Here is a 19,297-nt window from a genome sequence, read left to right as displayed (position 1 = left end):
GTTGGTCAAGACAAGCTCAGCAAAATACCTGACAACAATATAAGTCCGAGATGTTTGAGGCTTGGCATATAATAATTTATAAATAATATTCTTAAATAAATTAACTTAGTAGTCTTACCACATCCCTCGCAAAATAACTCGCAATCAAAGATGCACCAGCACGTTTGAAGGCGGTGAGTTGTTCTATCATCACCGCATCGTGGTCAAGCCAACCTTGTTGTGAAGCGGCTTTTATCATGGCATATTCGCCGCTGACTTGATAAACCGCTATGGGTTGCTCAATCGTATTGGCTAAATCTCTGACGATATCTAAATAACACAAGCCAGGTTTGACCATCACGATGTCTGCACCTTCTTCAATGTCTAAAAGCGTTTCGGTTATGGCTTCTTTGCGATTGGCAGAATTCATTTGGTAAGTACTTTTGTCTTTGGGTACATCAGCTTCATCAACGGGTGCAGAGTCTAAAGCATCTCGAAACGGACCATAAAAGGCTGATGCATATTTAGCCGAATAACTTAAAATACCTGTATCATCAAACCCATTTTTTTCTAATATTTCTCTGATGGCTCCAATGCGGCCATCCATCATATCGCTTGGAGCAACCATATCGGCACCAGCTTGAGTATGACTTAAAGCCATTTTGGCAAGAATTTGCACACTTTCGTCATTGATGATTTTTCCGTTTTTAACAATGCCGTCGTGGCCTAAAGATGAAAATGGATCTAAAGCCACATCAGTCATCACGTACATTTCAGGAACAGTATCTTTAATGCTTTTGATAGCTTGTTGCATTAAACCATTATCATCAATAGCAGATAAACCAGTATTGTCTTTGAATTTGTCATCCACTTTTACAAAAAGTAAGACCGATTTTAAGCCCATAGCCCATAAGTCTCTGACTTCTTGTTTAATCAAATCTAAACTCATCCGATAATAATTAGGCATTGATGGAATTTCTTCTTTGATATTCTGACCTTCAACTATAAATAAAGGCACAATAAAATCATCAGGATGCAAACGGTTTTCTTGAACCAAATCTCTGATGGCTTGGCTTTTTCTTAATCGTCTTGGGCGTTGGTATGGATACATAATTTTATGAATTTATCCAATCTTTTGGATGTTGTAAAACTTGAATTAATTGTTCTTCTTTTGAGTTTTTCTCAGGTTGATAATCATATCGCCATTGCACATGTGGTGGCAAACTCATCAAAATACTTTCTATGCGACCGTTGGTTTTAAGACCAAATAAAGTGCCTTTATCATGCACTAAATTAAACTCAACATAGCGACCACGTCGTATTTCTTGCCAGTCTCTATGATGCTTCTCATAAGGTATATCTTTTCGTTTTTCTACAATAGGAATATAAGCTTCAAGGAAACTATCGCCAACTTCGGTAACAAAATCATGCCATTGGTCAATATCTCTGTCAGCAGTGGGTTTTAGGTAATCAAAAAACAAACCACCAATACCTCGACCTTCTTGGCGATGATGATTCCAAAAATAGTCATCACATTGTTTTTTATATTTGTGATAAAATTGTGAATTGTGCTTATCACAAGCCGTTTTACAAACCTGATGAAAATGTTTAGCGTCTTCTTCAAACAGATAATACGGCGTTAAATCCAATCCACCACCAAACCATTGATCTATCATTTTCCCCGATTTATCAAACATCTCAAAATACCGCCAATTGGCGTGTACTGTTGGGACAAAAGGATTTTTAGGATGAAGCACCAAACTCAAACCACAAGCATAAAAATCACAATCTTCAACATTAAAATACTTTTGCACAGATTGTGCTAATGGACCGTGGACTGCGGAGATATTGACGCCGCCTTTTTCAAAAACATCACCATTTTGAATGACTCGTGTTTTTCCGCCACCACCTTCTTTTCTTTGCCATTGGTCTTCGTGAAATTTGGCTTTGCTGTCAATTTCTTCAAGAGTAGAAGTAATTCTGTTTTGAAGATTTAAGATATAATTGTAAAAAAAGTCTTTCATATTAAACTTAATGTATTACAAAAGTAATTTTTTCTATATTAAAACTTTCGAACAATAAGTTTTAATAAAAATTCTATAAGCTTATCTGTAAATTTAGCATGTGGGTATTCTAAAGTTTATATGTATCTATTCAAAAGATATCTCAAACATTATTATTTTATCACTTTCATATAAAACAAGAATATTTTAGCTTATAAAAAACTCCTATTGTTGATACTAATTCAGAGATTTTACCTTAAAATTCGCATCTTGTGATTTTAAAACTTGCATAACTTCATTGTAACTTTCTAAATTAACATCAAAGTTTTCTGCAAAATCTGCAGGCAAAATCGCAATTCTAAATGTTTGATTATTAGTAAATGCTGGTCCTAAACTGTCCAGGTTGACATTGCCATCTAAAAATAGGTTAACATCAAGAAAAGTATGATTAAAGGTATAAACCACTTGAGAACCATCGTCTAAAAAGAAAGACTGGGGCAAGGGCGTCCACACGTCAATTGGACCGGTTGGGTCACTGACTTGTTCTTCAAGCAGATAAACCATTACTACATCGCTTTCAAAAACTTCAATATTGTTAGGAAAAGCAATTAAATTTGCATAAGCATTATTGGGTGTAAAGTCAACAGTAACGTCAAAAACGTTACCCAAAATATTCACACCATCTAATCCTGGAGGTCCTGGATATCCGGTATCGCCTTCGCAACTGATTAGAGCTAAACTGAAAAGCAGTACAATTAATTTTTTCATCATTATTTATTTTTAGGATTAAAATTCAAACTTAAGGAGTTAACACAGTAGCGTTGTCCTGTTTCGGTTGGACCATCATCAAAAACATGACCGAGATGACCGTCGCAATTGTTACATAATATTTCTACACGTTTCATTCCAAGAGAGTGATCGGGTTCGTAGCGAACAGCTCCTTCTTTGGCTTTATCAAAACTTGGCCAACCGCATCCACTATCAAATTTGGTGTCACTATCAAATAATTCAGCACCGCAACCTTTGCATACATAAGTGCCATTTTCAAAATGCATATTATACTTTCCTGAATGTGGTGGCTCGGTGGCTTTTTTTCTTAAAACTTCATATGCTTCAGGAGAAAGTTTTGATTTCCAATCGGTATCTTTTAGATTTTTCATTCTTTTATTTTTTTTATTTTTTTTGAAACAAAGTTTAATGCCACACCATTAATGCAGTGTCTTTTGCCTGTGGTTTCACTTGGACCATCGTTGAACATATGACCGAGATGGCTACCGCATTTTGCACAAAGCAATTCGGTTCTTTTATATCCAATTTTTTTATCAGAAGATAAAACTACACTTCCTTCAATAGCACGGTCAAAACTCGGCCAACTTGTTCCGCTATCAAATTTGTGTTTGGTTTTATATAAAGGGTTACCGCAGGCTGCACAGACAAATGTACCAGGTTGTTTTACCTCAAGTAATTCACTTGTAAATGCTCTTTCAGTTCCTGCTTCACGTAAAACTTGATATTCTATATCGCTGAGCTCGGCTTTCCATTCAGCATCCGTTTTAGTTACTTCATAATTATTTTTTTTGCTTTTTTCGTCTTGAGCTGAAGATTGACAACTATATAAGCTGAATATAAGAATAAATGATAGAAATGTTTTCATAACTTTTTGATGTAAAATAACAAATTAAAGTTAGTTTTGAAATATGAGGTTTCGTTAATATTTTGATAAGTTATGATTTAATTTAAACAATTTCGATGCCATAAATTTAAAATTATAAATCTTAAAAAATTAAATCACTGAAAAACAAATGTTTAATGAGGTTAAGGTGTCAGAAATTAATATATTTTTAACGTAATCATTCTATAAAATGAAAATCAGTAGCACCAAAAACTCTCAAATTAAATATTTAAAACAACTCCAATCCAAATCAAAACTTAGAGTTGGCGATGCCCGTTTTGTCGTTGAAGGCGTTAGAGAAATTGAAATGGCGTTGACCTATAATTATCAAATCGAAAAAGTTTTTTTTGCTGAAAATCTCTATCAATCTGATTTGAATTTTTCTGATAAAACTGAAGTGATTTCTATTTCAACTGATGTTTATCAACATTTGGCTTATCGATCTAGCACAGAAGGTGTTGTGGCCTTGTGCAAAAGTCCTAAACATAATTTAAAACATTTGAAATTTAAAGCCTCAAATCCTTTAGTTTTAGTTTTAGAATCGCCAGAAAAACCAGGAAATATCGGAGCTATTCTTCGCACCGCAGACGCGACTCAGGTCGATGCAATCATCATTGCCAACCCCAAAACAGACTTGTATAATCCCAATACGATTAGGGCGAGTTTGGGTGCGGTGTTTTCAAACCAAATTGCCCTTGGATCTTCAAAAGAAGTTTATGCGTTTTTAAAAGAACATTCATTTTATATGTATTCAGCAACTTTGCAAAATTCAAATTCTTATTTAAATGAAGATTATAAAAACAACACAGCTTTTGTGATGGGTTCAGAAGCCTATGGTTTAACAGAGTTTTGGAGAAATCAACCTGACATCCAAGCCATAAATATTCCGATGTTAGGCCAAATCGACTCGATGAATCTTTCAGTTTCTACTGCTGTTTTGACTTTTGAAGCTCTTAGGCAAAGGCGATCTAAAGTTTAATATCTACTGATTTAAAACTTCAAACCAACAATTTTCACGCTTAACCTTTAATTTTTAATATCTTTACGTTTTAATTTATTCATCAACTAAATAATCGTATTTAGTTTCAATATATAGAAATATGGGATGTGGAAGTTGCTCGACTCAAAAAGATGGCACGCCAAAAGGCTGTAAAAATAACGGTACATGTGGAACAGACAGGCGCAATAAACTCAGTGTTTTTGATTGGTTGTCTAATATGCAATTGCCCAAAGGTCAAGATGCCTTTGATATGGTAGAAGTCCGATTTAAAAACGGAAGAAAAGAATTTTTTAGAAATCCAGAAAACATACAAATTTATATGGGCGATGTTGTGGCTACAGAAGCACAATCTGGTCATGATATTGGTATTGTAAGCTTAACTGGTGAATTGGTCAAAGTTCAAATGAAGAAGAAAAAAGCCAAACCTGAAGGAGATGATTTCCCGAAAATTTATCGTAAAGCTAACCAAAAAGATATTGATGTTTGGCAAAAATACCGTCAAAAAGAAGAAGAGGTAAAAATCAAAGCTAGACAAATCGCTATTAGACTAAAGCTGAAAATGAAAATCAGCGATGTCGAGTTTCAAGGCGATGGCTCTAAAGCTATATTTTACTACACAGCTGAACAACGTGTTGACTTTAGAGACTTAATCAAAGAATACGCTTATGTTTTTAAAGTCCGTATTGAAATGAAACAAATCGGCTTACGTCAAGAAGCATCTCGCCTTGGTGGCATCGGTTCATGTGGCAGAGAACTTTGTTGTTCAACATGGCTTACCGATTTTAGATCTGTCAAAACCTCTGCAAGACGATACCAACAGTTGTCTTTAAATCCATTGAAATTGGCTGGTCAGTGCGGAAAACTCAAATGTTGTCTCAATTACGAATTGGATATGTATGTTGAAGCACTTAAAGATTTTCCAAAATCAGATTATAAACTAATCACCAAAAAAGGAAAAGCCAGTTTACAAAAAATGGATATCTTTAAACGAAAACTATGGTATGCTTACTTTGATGAACCCAATCCTTGGCACGAATTAGACGTTGATGATGTTAATGATATTATTCAAGCCGAAAAACAAAACAAACCTGTGGATTGCTTAGAAGATTTTGTTGACGACACACCAACTCAAACCATAGATTATTCTAATGTTGTTGGTCAAGATAGTTTGACACGTTTTGACAAACCCAAACGCAAAAAACGCCGTAAAAAAAGAAAACCAAGACAAAACCAACATAAAAAGAATTCAAATTAAAATGCTTAAACAAATTTTAGCCATAAGTTTATTGCTCTTCTGTTTTGGAGCTTGCCAAAACAAGCCTTTTTATTATGAATCTAAGTCTTTTGATGGATTTTGGCATAAAGATAGTATAGCTAAATTTGAATTTAAAGCACCTGATACTACCAAAAATTATAATTTTTTTATCCATATTAAAAACACAGCAGATTATCAATACAGCAATTTGTTTCTTATAACAGCTATGCAATTTCCACATGGTAAGATTATTGTAGATACTTTAGAATACAAAATGGCGTTTAAAGATGGAAGACTTATGGGACAAGGTTTTGGAAGTTTAAAACACAATAAACTTTGGTATAAAGAAAACCTTAAATTTAATGAGCAAGGACAATATCAATTAAAAATAAAACAGGCTATGCGTAAAGCCAATGAAACCAATACATTGGCCAAACTCAAAGGTATTGAAGAAGTTGGCTTTAGTTTTGAATTAGCAAATCCTGAAAAATCATGACGGCAAAAAAGAAAAAAACAGACCAGAGCAAATACATCAAAAAATTTTGGATGCTTTATGTATTGCTGTTTCTATTTGTAATATCAATATTTCTACTGGCAAGTGTAGGTGTTTTCGGAAAAATGCCAAGCTTTGAACAATTAGAAAATCCACAAACTGATCTGGCAACAGAAATTATTTCACAAGATGGAAAAACCCTCGGTAAATATTTTAAACAAAACCGAACACCGGTTGATTACGATCAACTTCCTAAACATTTGGTCAATGCCTTAGTCGCTACCGAAGATGAACGATACTATTCGCATTCAGGTATTGACGCCAAAGGTACTTTAAGAGCTATTGCCTATCTCGGCAGTAAAGGTGGTGCAAGTACCATCACACAGCAACTCGCTAAACAGCTTTTTACAGACATGAATCAAACGGGTTTAGCCAATAGATTAACTCAAAAAATCAAAGAATGGGTTATTGCCACACGTCTGGAAAAGCAATATACCAAAGACGAAATCATTGCCATGTATTTCAATATTTTTGACTTTACACGTGGAGCTGTTGGCATACGCTCAGCGACACGTATTTATTTTGGAAAAGAACCACAGGACTTAAATATTGAAGAATCTGCAACTTTGGTTGCGATGTTCAAAAACCCTGTACTGTGCAATCCTTATCGCGATATTTTTAAAGACAACGCACTTCAAAGACGCAATCAAGTGTTAGTGCAAATGGCAAGAAACGAGTTTATCACAGAAGAAGAAAAAGATTCACTAAAGGCATTACCTCTTGAGTTGAATTATACGCCAGAATATCAAAATGACGGTCAAGCCACTTATTTTAGAGCTGAATTAAAAAAATTTATGAATAATTGGATTGCAGAAAATCATAAAGAAGATGGCGAACTCTACAACTTATACAGTGATGGTCTAAAAATTTATACAACACTTGATGCTAAAGCTCAAACTTATGCAGAAAATGCTGTTGAAGCCCACATGAAAAATCTTCAAAAAGTGTTTTTTGAAAAAAATAAAAACAATAAAACAGCTCCTTTTAGAAGTCTTTCCCAAAAAGAAATCGACAGAATAATCGATAGATCTATCAAAAACTCTTCGAGATATAAACAAATGAAAAAGGCTGGTGTATCCGAAGATTCTATTCTGGCTTCGTTTGATAAACCAATCCAAATGAAAGTCTTTAGCTGGGAAGGCAAAAAAGACACCATCATGACTCCAAGAGATTCTATTTATTACCATAAATCATTTTTAAACGCTGGGATGATGTCTATGCGTCCACAAACTGGTGCTATAAAAGCTTGGGTTGGTGGCATTGATTTTGAATACTTTAAATACGAACACGTTCAACAAGCTAAACGACAGGTTGGCTCTACTTTCAAACCTTTTGTTTATGCAACCGCTATCGATCAGCTTCATCTTTCGCCTTGCTATAAACTGCCTAATACAAAGTTTACCATACCTAAAGGAAAATTTGGTTTAATTAAAGACTGGACACCTGTAAATTCTAGTGATGATTACGGAGAAATTAAAACCTTAAAACAAGCTCTTGCTGAATCTATCAATACCATTACCGCAAGAGTAATCGACAAAACTGGTCCTCAACCCGTATTGCAACTGGTTCAAAAATTAGGAATTGATACCAAAAACATTGAACCTTATCCTTCAATAGCTTTAGGAACACCAGATTTGAGTGTTTATGAAATGGTTTCAGCCTACAGCACATTTGCTAACAAAGGCGTTTATGTTGAACCTTACTACGTCAGCAGAATTGAAGATAAAAACGGAACGGTTTTGTATCAACACAAGTCCAAAACGCAAGATGTTTTAAGCTATGAAACGGCTTATGTTACCGTCAAACTTTTAGAAGGTGTAACCCAATACGGTTCAGGTCAACGCTTGAGAGGAACTTGGGCTAAAAATTTACCACACTACAAAAAAGCTGTAACAGGTTATCCCTATGATTTTAAAAACCCTATTGCAGGAAAAACCGGAACCACTCAAAATCAAAGCGATGGTTGGTTTATTGGTATGGTGCCTGATTTGGCTACTGGCGTTTGGGTTGGTGGCGAAGACCGTTCGATTAGATTTACCAACCTCACATATGGTCAAGGAGCAACTATGGCTTTGCCCATTTGGGGAATGTATATGAAAAATCTTTATCAAGATGAAGAATTTGAAGTCTCTGCAGAAGAATTTGAAAAGCCTGAAAACCTAAGTATTCAAGTGGAATGTGATAACGAAACTAAAGACGGTAATAATGCAACATCTCAACCAGATTACAATATCGATTTTTAAGATTTAAACTCCTCTACAATGGCGAACACCAAAAATCATTTTCAGAAATTATCTCAACTTGTTCGCCCAAAAAAGTTTTTTGGACAACATTTTCTGAAAGATGAAACCATTGCCCAAAAAATAGCTGATGCATTAAATTATGAAGCTTTTGATAAACTCATAGAAATAGGTCCTGGCACAGGAATGCTTACCAAATTTTTACTCAAAAAACCTGTTGAACTTTTTGCCTTTGAAATCGATAAAGACTCTATAGCATTTCTCAACGAACATATTTTAAACCCACTTGAAAACCAATCTCGTTTTAAAATCATTGACCAAGATTTTTTAAAAGCAGATTTAGAAACTATTTTAGATGACGATAGCTTTGGAATCATAGGTAATTTTCCTTACAATATTTCCAGTCAAATTTTATTTAAAACCATAGAATTAAGAAATGTTGTACCTGAATTTGCGGGTATGTTTCAAAAAGAAGTCGCCAAACGCATTTGTGCAGAAAGCGGTAATAAAACATATGGTATTCTATCTGTACTAACTCAAGCGTTTTACGAAACTAAATATTTATTTACTGTAAAGCCTCAGGTGTTTAATCCACCGCCAAAAGTAGATAGTGGTGTAATCAAATTGACCCGTAGAGAAAACTACAAATTAGATTGCGACGAAAAATTATTTTTTAAAGTGGTTAAAACCGCTTTTCAACAACGCCGAAAAACCCTTCGTAACAGTTTAAAAACATTCAATTTGAGCGATAATTTAAAATCTGACCTTATCTTTGCTCAACGACCCGAAAGATTAAGTTATCAAGATTTTGTTGATTTAACCCAAAAAATAGCTAAAGATGCAGTTTGAAATTTCAAAAGCATTTATTGAAAAAATAAAATACCTGATTGAAGAAAAAAATAATCAGGAGCTTATGTCGCATCTCGATGATATGCATCATGCAGATATAGCTGAAATTTTAGACGAACTCACACTTGATGAAGCCACCTATATCATCAAACTTTTAGACAGTGAAAAAACGGCTGAAATTTTGATGGAAATCGACGAAGATGATCGAGATAAACTCCTCGAAAATCTGACGCCAAAAGAAATAGCAGACGAGATTGAAGAAATGGATACCGATGATGCAACCGACATCATTTCAAACTTATCTGTAGAACTCAAAGATGAAGTATTTAAAAACCTTAAAGACCGCGACCACGCCCAACATATAGTTGAGCTTATGCGTTATGACGAAGATTCTGCAGGAGGTTTGATGGCTAAAGAACTCATTAAGGTCAATGAAAACTGGAGTGTTACAGGCTGTATGGAAGAAATGCGTGCTCAAGCTGAAAATGTCACAAGAGTGCATTCAATTTACGTTGTTGATAACAAAGGAAAATTAAAAGGACGATTATCGCTTAAAGATTTAATTACCGCTCCAAGTAATGCCAATATCGCTGATGTTTATATCGAAAATGTAGATTATGTCGATGTACATACCTCTGCTGAAGAAGTGGCTCGTATAATGCAAAAATACGACCTTGAAGCCATACCCGTAGTTGATGAAATCGGACGATTGGTCGGTAGAATTACCGTTGATGATATTATCGATTTTATTAGAGATGAAGCCGACAAAGATTACCAAATGGTCGCTGGTATTTCTGAAGATGTCGATGCCGATGATAGCATTTGGGAACTTACACGTGCTCGTTTACCTTGGTTAATTTTAGCACTTTTTGGCGGGTTTATAGCTGTTACCGTTGCTGGTCAATTTGAAAGTGCTATGGTCAATTATGGATTTCTGTTTTTCTTTATGCCACTCATTGTCGCTATGGCTGGTAATGTTGGGGTTCAATCTTCTGCCATTATTGTTCAGAGCATAGCCAAAGGCACACTGACAGGCTCCATTTGGAAACGTCTCGCTAAAGAAGTTGGGCTTAATGTTTTAAACGGCATTGTTTTATCACTCATTCTTTTTATTGGGTCACATTTTATCCTAGGACGTGATTATCTAGTGGCTTTCACGGTATCTATTGCATTAATATCAGTGATTATTATCGCTTCACTCATCGGAACTTTTGTCCCAATTATGTTAGACCGCTACAAGATAGACCCAGCATTAGCAACAGGTCCTTTTATCACGACAAGCAACGATATTTTTGGCTTGCTGATATTTTTTACCATCGCTAAATATATGTTAGGTTTCTGAAATAATTTGCTATGCTAATCCCTATTCCTTTCGAAAAAAAAATTAAAGTTGAAAACGATGTGATAGACCATTTTAATCACGTCAATAATTTAGCGTATATCCAATGGGTTTTAGATATTTCAAAAAAACATTGGACAAGTTTTAGCTTAGAAAGCGTGAGAAATCAATTTGGTTGGATGATTTTAAAACACGAGGTTCATTACAAAAAACAAGCTAAACTCAACGATGAGTTAATCATCAAAACTTGGATAGATGATTTTTCAACAGCAACTTCTGTGAGAAAAACCACCATTACAAACACCAAAACCAAACAACTTATCTTTGATTCTGAAGCACAATGGTGTTTTATAAGTTTAAAAACCTTAAAACCTACTCGACTTACTTCAGATATTTTGAAACCCTATTTTGAAAACTTATGAAAATTCTTCATCTTGATCAAAACCATCCTTTACTCATCAATCAGCTTGAAGCTATTGGTATGACCAATGAAGAAGATTATTCATCATCAAAATCTAAAATTGAAAAGCATATTGAAAACTATGATGGCATTATCATTCGTAGCCGATTTCCTATTGATAAATCATTTTTACAAAAAGCTAAAAACTTAAAATTTATCGGTCGTGTTGGTGCTGGTTTAGAAAACATTGATGTTGACTTTGCAGAGCAACAAGGCATAAAATTGTTTAATGCACCTGAAGGCAATCGTGATGCCGTTGCCGAACACGCCTTAGGACTTTTGCTGAATTTGACCAATCGGTTATTCATCGCACATCAAGAAGTTAGAAATGGCGTTTGGAAACGAGAAGAGAATCGCGGTGAAGAAATTATGGGTAAAACCATGGGTATTTTAGGCTATGGTTATATGGGAAAAGCTTTTGCAAAACGCCTCCAAGGTTTTGGTTGCAAAGTGATTTGCTATGACATCAAAACTAAGGTTGGCGATAAATTTGCAAAACAAGTCGATTTAAAAACCTTTTTTGAAGAAACTCAAATTTTAAGTCTTCATTTGCCTTTAACTGAAAAAACTCGACATATCGTTGATGAAAAATTTCTATCTCAATTTTCTCACCCTATTTGGTTAATCAACACCGCTCGTGGTCTGGTTATAAAAACTGATGATTTGGTAAAAGCTATAGAAAATAAAAAAGTGAAAGGTGCAGGTTTAGATGTTTTAGAATATGAAAAAAATTCATTTGAAAATTTGTTTACAAATCAATCTCAAATGCCCGAAGCTTTTAAAACTTTAATACAACTCGATAATGTGATTTTATCTCCACATATCGCTGGTTGGACCATTGAAAGTAAGGCTAAATTGGCTCAAACCATTGTAGATAAAATCAAAAGAGAATTTTTAAATTAAAACCTCTAAACAATTATCGGCTTTAAACCCGATATTCTTAATTATCGGCTTTATAGCCGATTTATTTGGATATCTGTTCTAAAACCGATATATTTGTAAAAAATATCAAATAAAAATGATAGCGGTATTAACAGGAGATGTTGTAAATTCTAAAAGCGAAAATGCTGAAGTATGGCTTCAAGTGCTTAAATCGACATTAGAATTTTATGGCAAAGCACCAAAGGATTGGGAAGTTTTTAGGGGTGATAGTTTTCAATTAGCTATTTCAAATGAAAAAGCGATATTAGCGTCAATACATCTTAAATCTGCCATTAAACAATTTGAAGATTTGGATGTGCGAATCGGTATAGGTTTGGGAAAACAAAATTATGAATCAATTCATATCACCGAATCTAATGGTTCAGCTTTTATAAGGTCGGGAGAAAGTTTTGATGCGTTAAAAAAACAAAATATGATTTTAAAATCTGAAAACAAAAAGTTTGACGATACCATAAATCTAATGCTATCTTTATCTTTACTGACAGCAGATCGTTGGAGTCCAACGGTGGCTAAAATCATTAAACTTTCGATTGAAAATCCAAATCTCAAACAAAAAGAACTCGCCGACAAGCTCAACAAATCTCAAAGCAGTATCAGCGAAGCCTTAAAACGTGGTGGATTTGACGAAATGATGATGATGAATAATTATTATAAAAATCAAATTGCTGAATTATGTTAGCTTTTACTTTAAAATTATTGATTGCTCATATCATTGGTGATTTTGTCTTACAACCCAATACTTGGATAAGCGAAAAAAAACGCAAAAAACATAAATCCAAATATTTATATTATCATATTTTGGTGCATACCATAGCACTGTTGCTTCTTTTAAAATTAGATTTTAGCCTTTGGCCTTATATTTTGATGATTTTATTAAGCCATTTTGTTATTGATTTGGCAAAACTCTATTTACAAAATTCTAAAAATGAAAGACGTTTGTTTTTTATAGACCAAGGGCTACATTTATCAGTAATTGGTCTTGTGGTTGATCTTAATTTTCCATTTTCAATTGGTTTTGATAACATCTTTTCAGGTAATTTTTTACTGACACTTCTCTCCATTTTGATGCTAACATCAGTAACTTCAGTTGTTATAAAAACGCTGATGAGTAAATGGCAATTAGATGAAGACCAACCTAAAAGTGCTTTAAAAAATGCTGGTGCTTTTATTGGTATTTTAGAACGCTTGTTTATCTTTTTATTTATTGTATTAGGTCATTGGAGTGCAATTGGGTTTTTAATCACTGCAAAATCTGTATTTAGGTTTGGTGATCTTTCAAGAGCAAAAGACAGAAAACTCACAGAATACATTTTAATCGGAACTTTATTGAGCTTTCTCATAGCTATTGTTATAGGTTTGGGTTATAAATATTTAATTACAATCTAAATTACATAAATGATTTTCAAACAAATCTTTTTGTTTTTACTATTAGTATTTTTAAGCATTCAAAAAGCTTATCCGCAATTCAAAACCTCTTTTGAAATCAACAACAATGACATCAAAGTCGTGTGGTTTCAAGCCAATCAAGTTTCAAAAATTAAAATCAAGACGCATAAATCAGCTTATTTTAAATTCAATTCATCAGCAGAAAGCACTTATAAAACCGAGTTGTATTTTTACTATCGCATTCAAAATGACAGTTTGATTATAAAAAGTATTTATCCTAAAGCTTTAGAATTTGGCGATAATAAAATGACTTCAATGCAGAGTTTTTCCGTAAGCGTTACATTTGATCTTCCTCAACAGTCTCAACTTATCATAGAGTCAGATTTAGCTTCAGTTGAAGGTCAGGGTGAATTTGAATATTTTCAACTCAATACAAAATCTGGACATTGTAACCTCAAAGCTTTTGTTGGTCATGCAGATATCAATACGTTTAACGGGAATATAAAAATAAACACCAAAAGAGCTGATATCAAGGCGTTTTCACAAAATGGAATGATAAAAATTGATTCGTTTTATTCAAAAAAAAATCAAATCAACCTCAAGAGCGTAAACGGCAATATCATTGTTAGGCAAATGGAATAAAAACCCTATTTTTGCCTTTCACATCTTTTATATAGATGAACTTAAAAAAATCAATCTGGTTTATAATCGTGATTTTAATTATAGATCAGATTTCTAAAATTTATATCAAAACCCATTTCAAACTGTATGAAAGCATTGAAGTGTTTTCCTGGTTTCAGATTCTTTTTATAGAAAATGAAGGTATGGCTTGGGGAGCAAAAATTCCGGGTGATTATGGCAAAATCATACTCACTGTATTTCGCCTATTTGCTATTGTTGGCATTGGTTGGTGGTTATGGGATTCGACTCGAAAAAAAGCACCAAAAATCTTGTTAATTGCCATCAGCTTTAAGAAAAAAATAAAAGAAATAGCCTTTAATGAGAATTGTCCAATAAAGAAAAGTATAGAAAAAAGAATGGATATCATCTTAAATCATGATCCGCCAAAAGAACATAGAGAATTAATAACCTTTAAAAAAAGACTTATAAAATACAGGAACTATATCTTTACATTCCTCTATCATCTGGATGTCCCTCCAGATAACAACGCCTCTGAAAGAGCTATAAGAAATATAAAAGTAAAACAGAAAATCTCTGGACAATTTAGATCAGAACAAGGCTGTGATAACTTTGCCAAACTTAGATCTGTAACAGGTTCTTGTTTAAAAAATCAGCAACCAGTTTTATCTACACTAAATATTTTTGCTAATTTGCGGATTGATTAGTTACAATTTATTTAAGAAATAATTCTTAAAAAATCAAATATTCCTTACTGAATGAAATTTATCCCAAATTATTTAGAATACGGTGAAAATTCGCCAAAACATCTATCAGATTATTTTTCAATAAATACCATAGAAAGTCTGGCTTAGACAGTAAGGATACTAGAACCCCACCGCCATAGCCATCTTTTTCAGCTGGTTTGGATATCGGATGGTAAATATATTGTCACAATAGATGAAGAAGAACATGAAATACAAAACAATCATTTTCTGCTCCTGTATCCAAACACCATTCACGCAACAAATTTTACTAAAACAGTACAGGGATATTCCATGCATTTCAGCTCAGATTTTTTTGAAATCCATTCTGAAAATAAAAGTCACTTGGCAGGAATTATCAAGCACAATATTTCAAAAAAGTTCTTAATCGTGAAGATGAATAGCTCCACTTCAAAAGAAGTGAATGGTCTAATTCAATATATGAATAGCACTTATGTTAGTGGGTCATTTTTGAAGGATGAGATTATTAGATCCTATTTACATCTTACATTATTAAAACTCTTTGAGTATTATAATTTACATGATAGTAGCACCCATTACACGTCATCTCAAGTGATTGTGAATAAATTTTTTCAAGCTGTTGAAGAACATTTCGTAAGCAAAAAGAGTGTGGCCGAATATGCACGTAATTTGAACCTTTCAGAAGGATATCTTAACCATGTAGTAAAAAACGAAACGGGGCATCCAGCTGGAAAAGTTATAAGAGAGAGAATTCTCCATGAGGCAGAGAGATTACTTATTTATTCGGACAAAACAATATCTGAAATTGCATATCAGCTAAACTTTAATCATCCCACCTATTTCTTTAGGATGTTCAAGAAATATATAGGTAAAACACCTAAAGACTTCAGGAATAGCTATCGTAAAAGATAAACAAACTTCCCATTTCCGAAATCACTACCCATCCAGGACGAAAGACAATATTCGAATTGTGCACTTTTAAGACAATATAATGTATAAATCGTAAGAATTTATATTTTTAACTTTGACGAAACGTTTAGTTAATCTTTAATAATATTAAAACTTAAAACTTATGGAAGAAGTTAATAACCGTATCGTAAAAAGTGCGAATAATACATATATTAATGAATGTGGAGCAAGTCATAAAGAAGCGATTTTGTTTTTGCACGGTTCTGGTCCAGGAGCTAGTGCATGGTCAAACTGGCAATATATTATGCCCGAATTTGGTGAAAAATTCCATTGTATTGCACCAGATTTAATTGGTTTTGGAAAAAGCAACCATCCAGAAAACCCACCTAAAGGAATGCGTAACTGGATGCGGCTATGGATTGATCAAATTATTTCTCTATTAGACGAACTAAAGCTAGAAAAGGTGCATATGGTCGGAAACTCAATGGGAGGAGCTATCAGTCTTCAGCTTTTAATGGATTTCCCCGACCGGTTTAATCGGGTTGTACTCATGGGTCCTGCCGGAGCACCAACCACTATTACTTCAGAATTAGATAGAACATGGGGATATTATGACGATCCTTCACCTGAACTTATGGCAAATATAATTTCCTGGTTTTCATACGATAATAGCTTTATAGGAGATCAATTGGGAGAAATTGCTAAAATGAGACATGAGGCTTCTTCAGATCCAAATATCCGTAGATCATTTGAGGCTATGTTCCCAGCCCCTAGACAACAACATCTTGATGAATTGATAATCCCCAATGGTTCTTTGAGAAACATGAATCATCCCATTTTGATCATTCATGGTCAGGAGGATCTATTAGTCAATGTAGAAACCAGCCATTATCTCATCAAACATCTTCCAAATGCTCAGATGCACATTTTTGGTCACTGTAGCCATTGGACCCAAATTGAATATAAAGAATCTTTTCATTTTTTATTGAAAGAATTTTTCGAAAAGAATTATTAATAAAAACAAATTTAATTATGGAAAAAAGACTTGCAAAGTTGGGGCATGTAGCCCTTGTTACTCCAAATCTTGAAAAATCACACTGGTTTTTTCATGATATAGTGGGATTAAATGAACAAAAGCGCGAAGGAAATAAAATCTATTATCGTGCATGGGCAGATTTTGAACATCATTCTTTGATTTTAATTGAAGGAAAGGTAGCTATGTTAGATCATATTGCTTGGAAAACCCAGGAGCCTGATGATGTAGATTATTTTTATGACAAGGTAAAAAATGCTGGCTTAAATCCCTCTTGGGTTCCTGAAGGTAAAGAGGCTGGTCTTGGAAAGGCGTTTCGTTTTAATTTACCGACGGGACAGACTTATGAAATCTATTATGATATGGAAAGACCATTGGCTCCTGAAGGCAAAAGATCCAGACTTAAAAATCAAGTATTTAAATCTTTTGACCATGGAATATCTCCTCGGTGCATAGATCATGTTAATTTCAATGTTGGCAATCCCGAGGAATCTATGGAATTACATGAAAAACTTTTTGGATTTAAAAATCGTGAATACGTCCAATTAGACAATGGATTTGGATTGGCTTTTTGGACATCTGTAACCACTTTAGTACATGATTTGGCTATAATGTTTGACGAAGCTGGACGTAAAAACAGATATCACCATACGGTCTTTTATCTTGATAATTTCCAAGACGTGGCAAGAGCCGCAGATATTTTCAAGGAAAATGGCATAGAGCTTAGTTTAGCTCCTGGAAAACATGGCATCTCCCAAGCAGGGTTCATTTATGCAATTGATCCGGGAAGTGGACACCGGCTGGAACTGTTTAGTGGTGGTTACCATATTTATGATCCCGACTGGAAACCTGTTCTTTGGAAAGAAAATGAATTGGCTGAGGGCATCATTTGGTGGGGACCAGAGTTGTCTCCTGATTTTTTAGCAAACTCTATTGGCCCCGATAAATAAAAGCACGACGCAATGAAACGTTTAAGTAAAATTCTTCGAGAAATACGAAAGTCATTATTGTTAATTCTGTTTTCTTGCCTGCCTCTCTTTCTTCAAGCGCAAGTGAATTTACCTCCAAATGATGTAGGGTTAACAAGTATTAATGACGGAGTTGCTGGTCCAGGAATCCTTTACGAGGCTTTCCTGGGTAGCCAAAATTCAACTAAGCTGACCGATGCAAATGGTGATGAAATTCCTGGGGACAATAGTTTGAACAATTTTCTTTTTATCAATCATTTGGCTATAGTCTCAAAGAAGCCAATGCTGAATGGTTTTCCAGTGGCTGAAATCTTAATTCCCCTAGTTAATGTAGGAATTGAGGTGCCTCCTGCTTTAGATGAAAGCGAATTTGGACTTGGCGATGTTATTATAGGAGCAGGTATTCAATGGCCAAATAAAAAACTATTCGGCAAAACATTCTTTCACCGTTTTTTATTGAATGCCATCCTGCCCACGGGGACTTATGATGAAGAAAACTTAGTGAATGTGGGATCTAATGTATGGAGCATTATGCCATATTATGCCTTTACAATATATTGGGACGAAAGCAATACATGGGAAACTTCAATGCGGTTCCGCTATATGTGGAATTCAAAGAACAAAGATCCATTTGTTGGTCTTGGCGTTGAAGAAACCAAACCAGGTCAAGCTTTTTATGTGAATTATGCGGCCTCTTACAATTTGGGGAAAGAATTTAGAGTCGGGGTAGCAGGCTATTTTTTACAGCAATTGTCAGACCATGAAATAGGGGGAAACTCAATACCAGATTCAAAAGAAATGGCATTTGCCGTCAGTCCAGCATTTTTTAAACAATATAAAACTTTTATGTTTCGATTAACAGCGACATTTGATGTGACAACTGAAAATAGATGGTCTCAGGCACCTTTTGTGAATTTCACATTCACAAAAATTTGGCCTAAATAGACCTTTGGATTTAAAAATTAGTTATATTCAATTTTTTAAAAATAATATGATTTTATGAATAAAAGTAAATATGTACAAATGAATGAACTTCCCCATCTCCAGGTGGAGAAGTTAAAGCTTTTTCCTTTTGCCGGGGATAAGCTAATGACAGTGAAGGCAGAACTACCAAAAGGAAGTATAGGCGCCAAACATTCTCATCCTCATGAACAAATGACTTATGTGGTCAAAGGTAGAGTGAAAGTAAGAATGAAAGGAGAAGAATTTATTTTATCTCAAGGCGGAATTATACACTTCCCTTCTAATGAAGAGCACGAATTAGAAGTCGCAGAAGACACTATTCTTCTTGACATCTTCACCCCTGTGAGAGAAGATTTTATCCAAAAATTAAAAGATGTTTAAA

The 19,297-nt window shown here is 34.2% G+C and carries 22 protein-coding genes and 1 pseudogene; 18 read left to right on the top strand and 5 right to left on the bottom strand.

All coding sequences use genetic code 11. From position 1 onward, the window contains the following. Positions 1-100 precede the first annotated feature (100 nt). The 5 genes from hemB to msrB (IGB25_RS11615) all read right to left on the bottom strand — a co-directional run bounded on the left by hemB (position 101) and on the right by msrB (IGB25_RS11615) (position 3,636). A complete protein-coding gene (gene hemB, locus IGB25_RS11635; RefSeq protein WP_211065149.1) occupies positions 101-1,090 on the bottom strand; it encodes a porphobilinogen synthase in 990 nt (329 codons plus the stop codon). A 4-nt stretch (positions 1,091-1,094) separates the two neighbouring features. Further along, positions 1,095-2,003: an oxygen-dependent coproporphyrinogen oxidase gene (gene hemF / locus IGB25_RS11630; RefSeq protein WP_211065148.1), complete on the bottom strand. Its 909-nt coding sequence runs from the start codon at positions 2,001-2,003 to the stop codon at positions 1,095-1,097. Between the two features lie 216 nt (positions 2,004-2,219). Continuing rightward, the gene (locus IGB25_RS11625) at positions 2,220-2,750 is read right to left on the bottom strand and encodes a hypothetical protein (RefSeq protein WP_211065147.1); all 531 of its coding nucleotides are present in this window, start codon (positions 2,748-2,750) and stop codon (positions 2,220-2,222) included. Positions 2,751-2,752: 2 nt separating this feature from the next. Then, a complete protein-coding gene (msrB, locus tag IGB25_RS11620; RefSeq protein ID WP_211065146.1) occupies positions 2,753-3,142 on the bottom strand; it encodes a peptide-methionine (R)-S-oxide reductase MsrB in 390 nt (129 codons plus the stop codon). Continuing rightward, entirely contained in the window at positions 3,139-3,636 is a 498-nt protein-coding gene (gene msrB, locus IGB25_RS11615; protein ID WP_211065145.1) for a peptide-methionine (R)-S-oxide reductase MsrB, read from the bottom strand. The genes msrB (IGB25_RS11620) and msrB (IGB25_RS11615) overlap by 4 nt, the downstream gene beginning before the upstream one ends. 208 nt (positions 3,637-3,844) lie before the next feature. On the opposite strand from msrB (IGB25_RS11615), the gene IGB25_RS11610 reads away from it, so the two are divergent. From IGB25_RS11610 to IGB25_RS11530, 18 genes and pseudogenes are all read left to right on the top strand, one after another. Next, positions 3,845-4,633, top strand: coding sequence for an RNA methyltransferase (locus IGB25_RS11610; protein WP_211065144.1), 789 nt, complete (start codon positions 3,845-3,847; stop codon positions 4,631-4,633). A gap of 121 nt (positions 4,634-4,754) precedes the next feature. After that, positions 4,755-5,909 carry a regulatory iron-sulfur-containing complex subunit RicT gene (locus IGB25_RS11605; RefSeq protein WP_211065143.1) on the top strand — a complete coding sequence of 385 codons (1,155 nt, stop codon included), beginning with the start codon at positions 4,755-4,757 and terminating at the stop codon, positions 5,907-5,909. Between the two features lies 1 nt (position 5,910). Beyond that, positions 5,911-6,405 (top strand): gliding motility lipoprotein GldH, encoded by a 495-nt coding sequence (locus tag IGB25_RS11600; protein WP_211065142.1) that lies wholly within the window; start codon positions 5,911-5,913, stop codon positions 6,403-6,405. After that, positions 6,402-8,705 carry a penicillin-binding protein 1A gene (locus IGB25_RS11595; RefSeq protein ID WP_211065141.1) on the top strand — a complete coding sequence of 768 codons (2,304 nt, stop codon included), beginning with the start codon at positions 6,402-6,404 and terminating at the stop codon, positions 8,703-8,705. The genes IGB25_RS11600 and IGB25_RS11595 overlap by 4 nt, the downstream gene beginning before the upstream one ends. An 18-nt stretch (positions 8,706-8,723) precedes the next feature. After that, positions 8,724-9,551 carry a 16S rRNA (adenine(1518)-N(6)/adenine(1519)-N(6))-dimethyltransferase RsmA gene (gene rsmA / locus IGB25_RS11590; protein WP_211065140.1) on the top strand — a complete coding sequence of 276 codons (828 nt, stop codon included), beginning with the start codon at positions 8,724-8,726 and terminating at the stop codon, positions 9,549-9,551. Continuing rightward, complete coding sequence (mgtE, locus tag IGB25_RS11585; protein WP_211065139.1) at positions 9,541-10,893, top strand: magnesium transporter; 1,353 nt, start codon at positions 9,541-9,543, stop codon at positions 10,891-10,893. Before rsmA ends, mgtE begins: the two co-directional genes overlap by 11 nt. Positions 10,894-10,904: 11 nt before the next feature. After that, the gene (locus IGB25_RS11580; protein ID WP_211066908.1) at positions 10,905-11,312 is read left to right on the top strand and encodes a thioesterase family protein; all 408 of its coding nucleotides are present in this window, start codon (positions 10,905-10,907) and stop codon (positions 11,310-11,312) included. Further along, complete coding sequence (locus tag IGB25_RS11575) at positions 11,309-12,253, top strand: 2-hydroxyacid dehydrogenase (RefSeq protein ID WP_211065138.1); 945 nt, start codon at positions 11,309-11,311, stop codon at positions 12,251-12,253. Before IGB25_RS11580 ends, IGB25_RS11575 begins: the two co-directional genes overlap by 4 nt. A 115-nt stretch (positions 12,254-12,368) precedes the next feature. Next, on the top strand, positions 12,369-12,971 hold the full coding sequence (locus IGB25_RS11570) for a SatD family protein (protein WP_211065137.1): 603 nt from the start codon (positions 12,369-12,371) through the stop codon (positions 12,969-12,971). Beyond that, entirely contained in the window at positions 12,965-13,678 is a 714-nt protein-coding gene (locus IGB25_RS11565; protein ID WP_211065136.1) for a DUF3307 domain-containing protein, read from the top strand. Before IGB25_RS11570 ends, IGB25_RS11565 begins: the two co-directional genes overlap by 7 nt. Before the next feature lie 9 nt (positions 13,679-13,687). Beyond that, the gene (locus IGB25_RS11560) at positions 13,688-14,320 is read left to right on the top strand and encodes a DUF4097 family beta strand repeat-containing protein (RefSeq protein WP_211065135.1); all 633 of its coding nucleotides are present in this window, start codon (positions 13,688-13,690) and stop codon (positions 14,318-14,320) included. A gap of 35 nt (positions 14,321-14,355) precedes the next feature. Next, complete coding sequence (locus IGB25_RS11555; RefSeq protein WP_211065134.1) at positions 14,356-15,024, top strand: signal peptidase II; 669 nt, start codon at positions 14,356-14,358, stop codon at positions 15,022-15,024. A 156-nt stretch (positions 15,025-15,180) separates the two neighbouring features. Continuing rightward, positions 15,181-15,393: pseudogene (locus IGB25_RS15675) on the top strand (AraC family ligand binding domain-containing protein); the annotation flags it as partial. Between the two features lie 12 nt (positions 15,394-15,405). Then, positions 15,406-15,954, top strand: a complete 549-nt coding sequence (locus IGB25_RS11550) for an AraC family transcriptional regulator (protein WP_211065133.1) — start codon at positions 15,406-15,408, stop codon at positions 15,952-15,954. A 160-nt stretch (positions 15,955-16,114) separates the two neighbouring features. After that, positions 16,115-16,966 carry an alpha/beta fold hydrolase gene (locus IGB25_RS11545; RefSeq protein WP_211065132.1) on the top strand — a complete coding sequence of 284 codons (852 nt, stop codon included), beginning with the start codon at positions 16,115-16,117 and terminating at the stop codon, positions 16,964-16,966. Between the two features lie 17 nt (positions 16,967-16,983). Beyond that, positions 16,984-17,934 carry a VOC family protein gene (locus IGB25_RS11540; protein WP_211065131.1) on the top strand — a complete coding sequence of 317 codons (951 nt, stop codon included), beginning with the start codon at positions 16,984-16,986 and terminating at the stop codon, positions 17,932-17,934. Positions 17,935-17,946: 12 nt separating this feature from the next. After that, the gene (locus IGB25_RS11535; protein ID WP_211065130.1) at positions 17,947-18,897 is read left to right on the top strand and encodes a transporter; all 951 of its coding nucleotides are present in this window, start codon (positions 17,947-17,949) and stop codon (positions 18,895-18,897) included. 54 nt (positions 18,898-18,951) lie between these two features. Beyond that, entirely contained in the window at positions 18,952-19,296 is a 345-nt protein-coding gene (locus IGB25_RS11530) for a cupin domain-containing protein (protein WP_211065129.1), read from the top strand. The last annotated feature ends 1 nt before the right edge of the window (position 19,297 follow it).

Source organism: Flavobacterium sp. CS20 (assembly GCF_018080005.1).
In the GTDB taxonomy this organism is placed as follows: domain Bacteria; phylum Bacteroidota; class Bacteroidia; order Flavobacteriales; family Flavobacteriaceae; genus Psychroflexus.
Note: the sequence above shows the minus strand (reverse complement) of the source record. Positions and strands in the feature narration are given on the sequence as shown.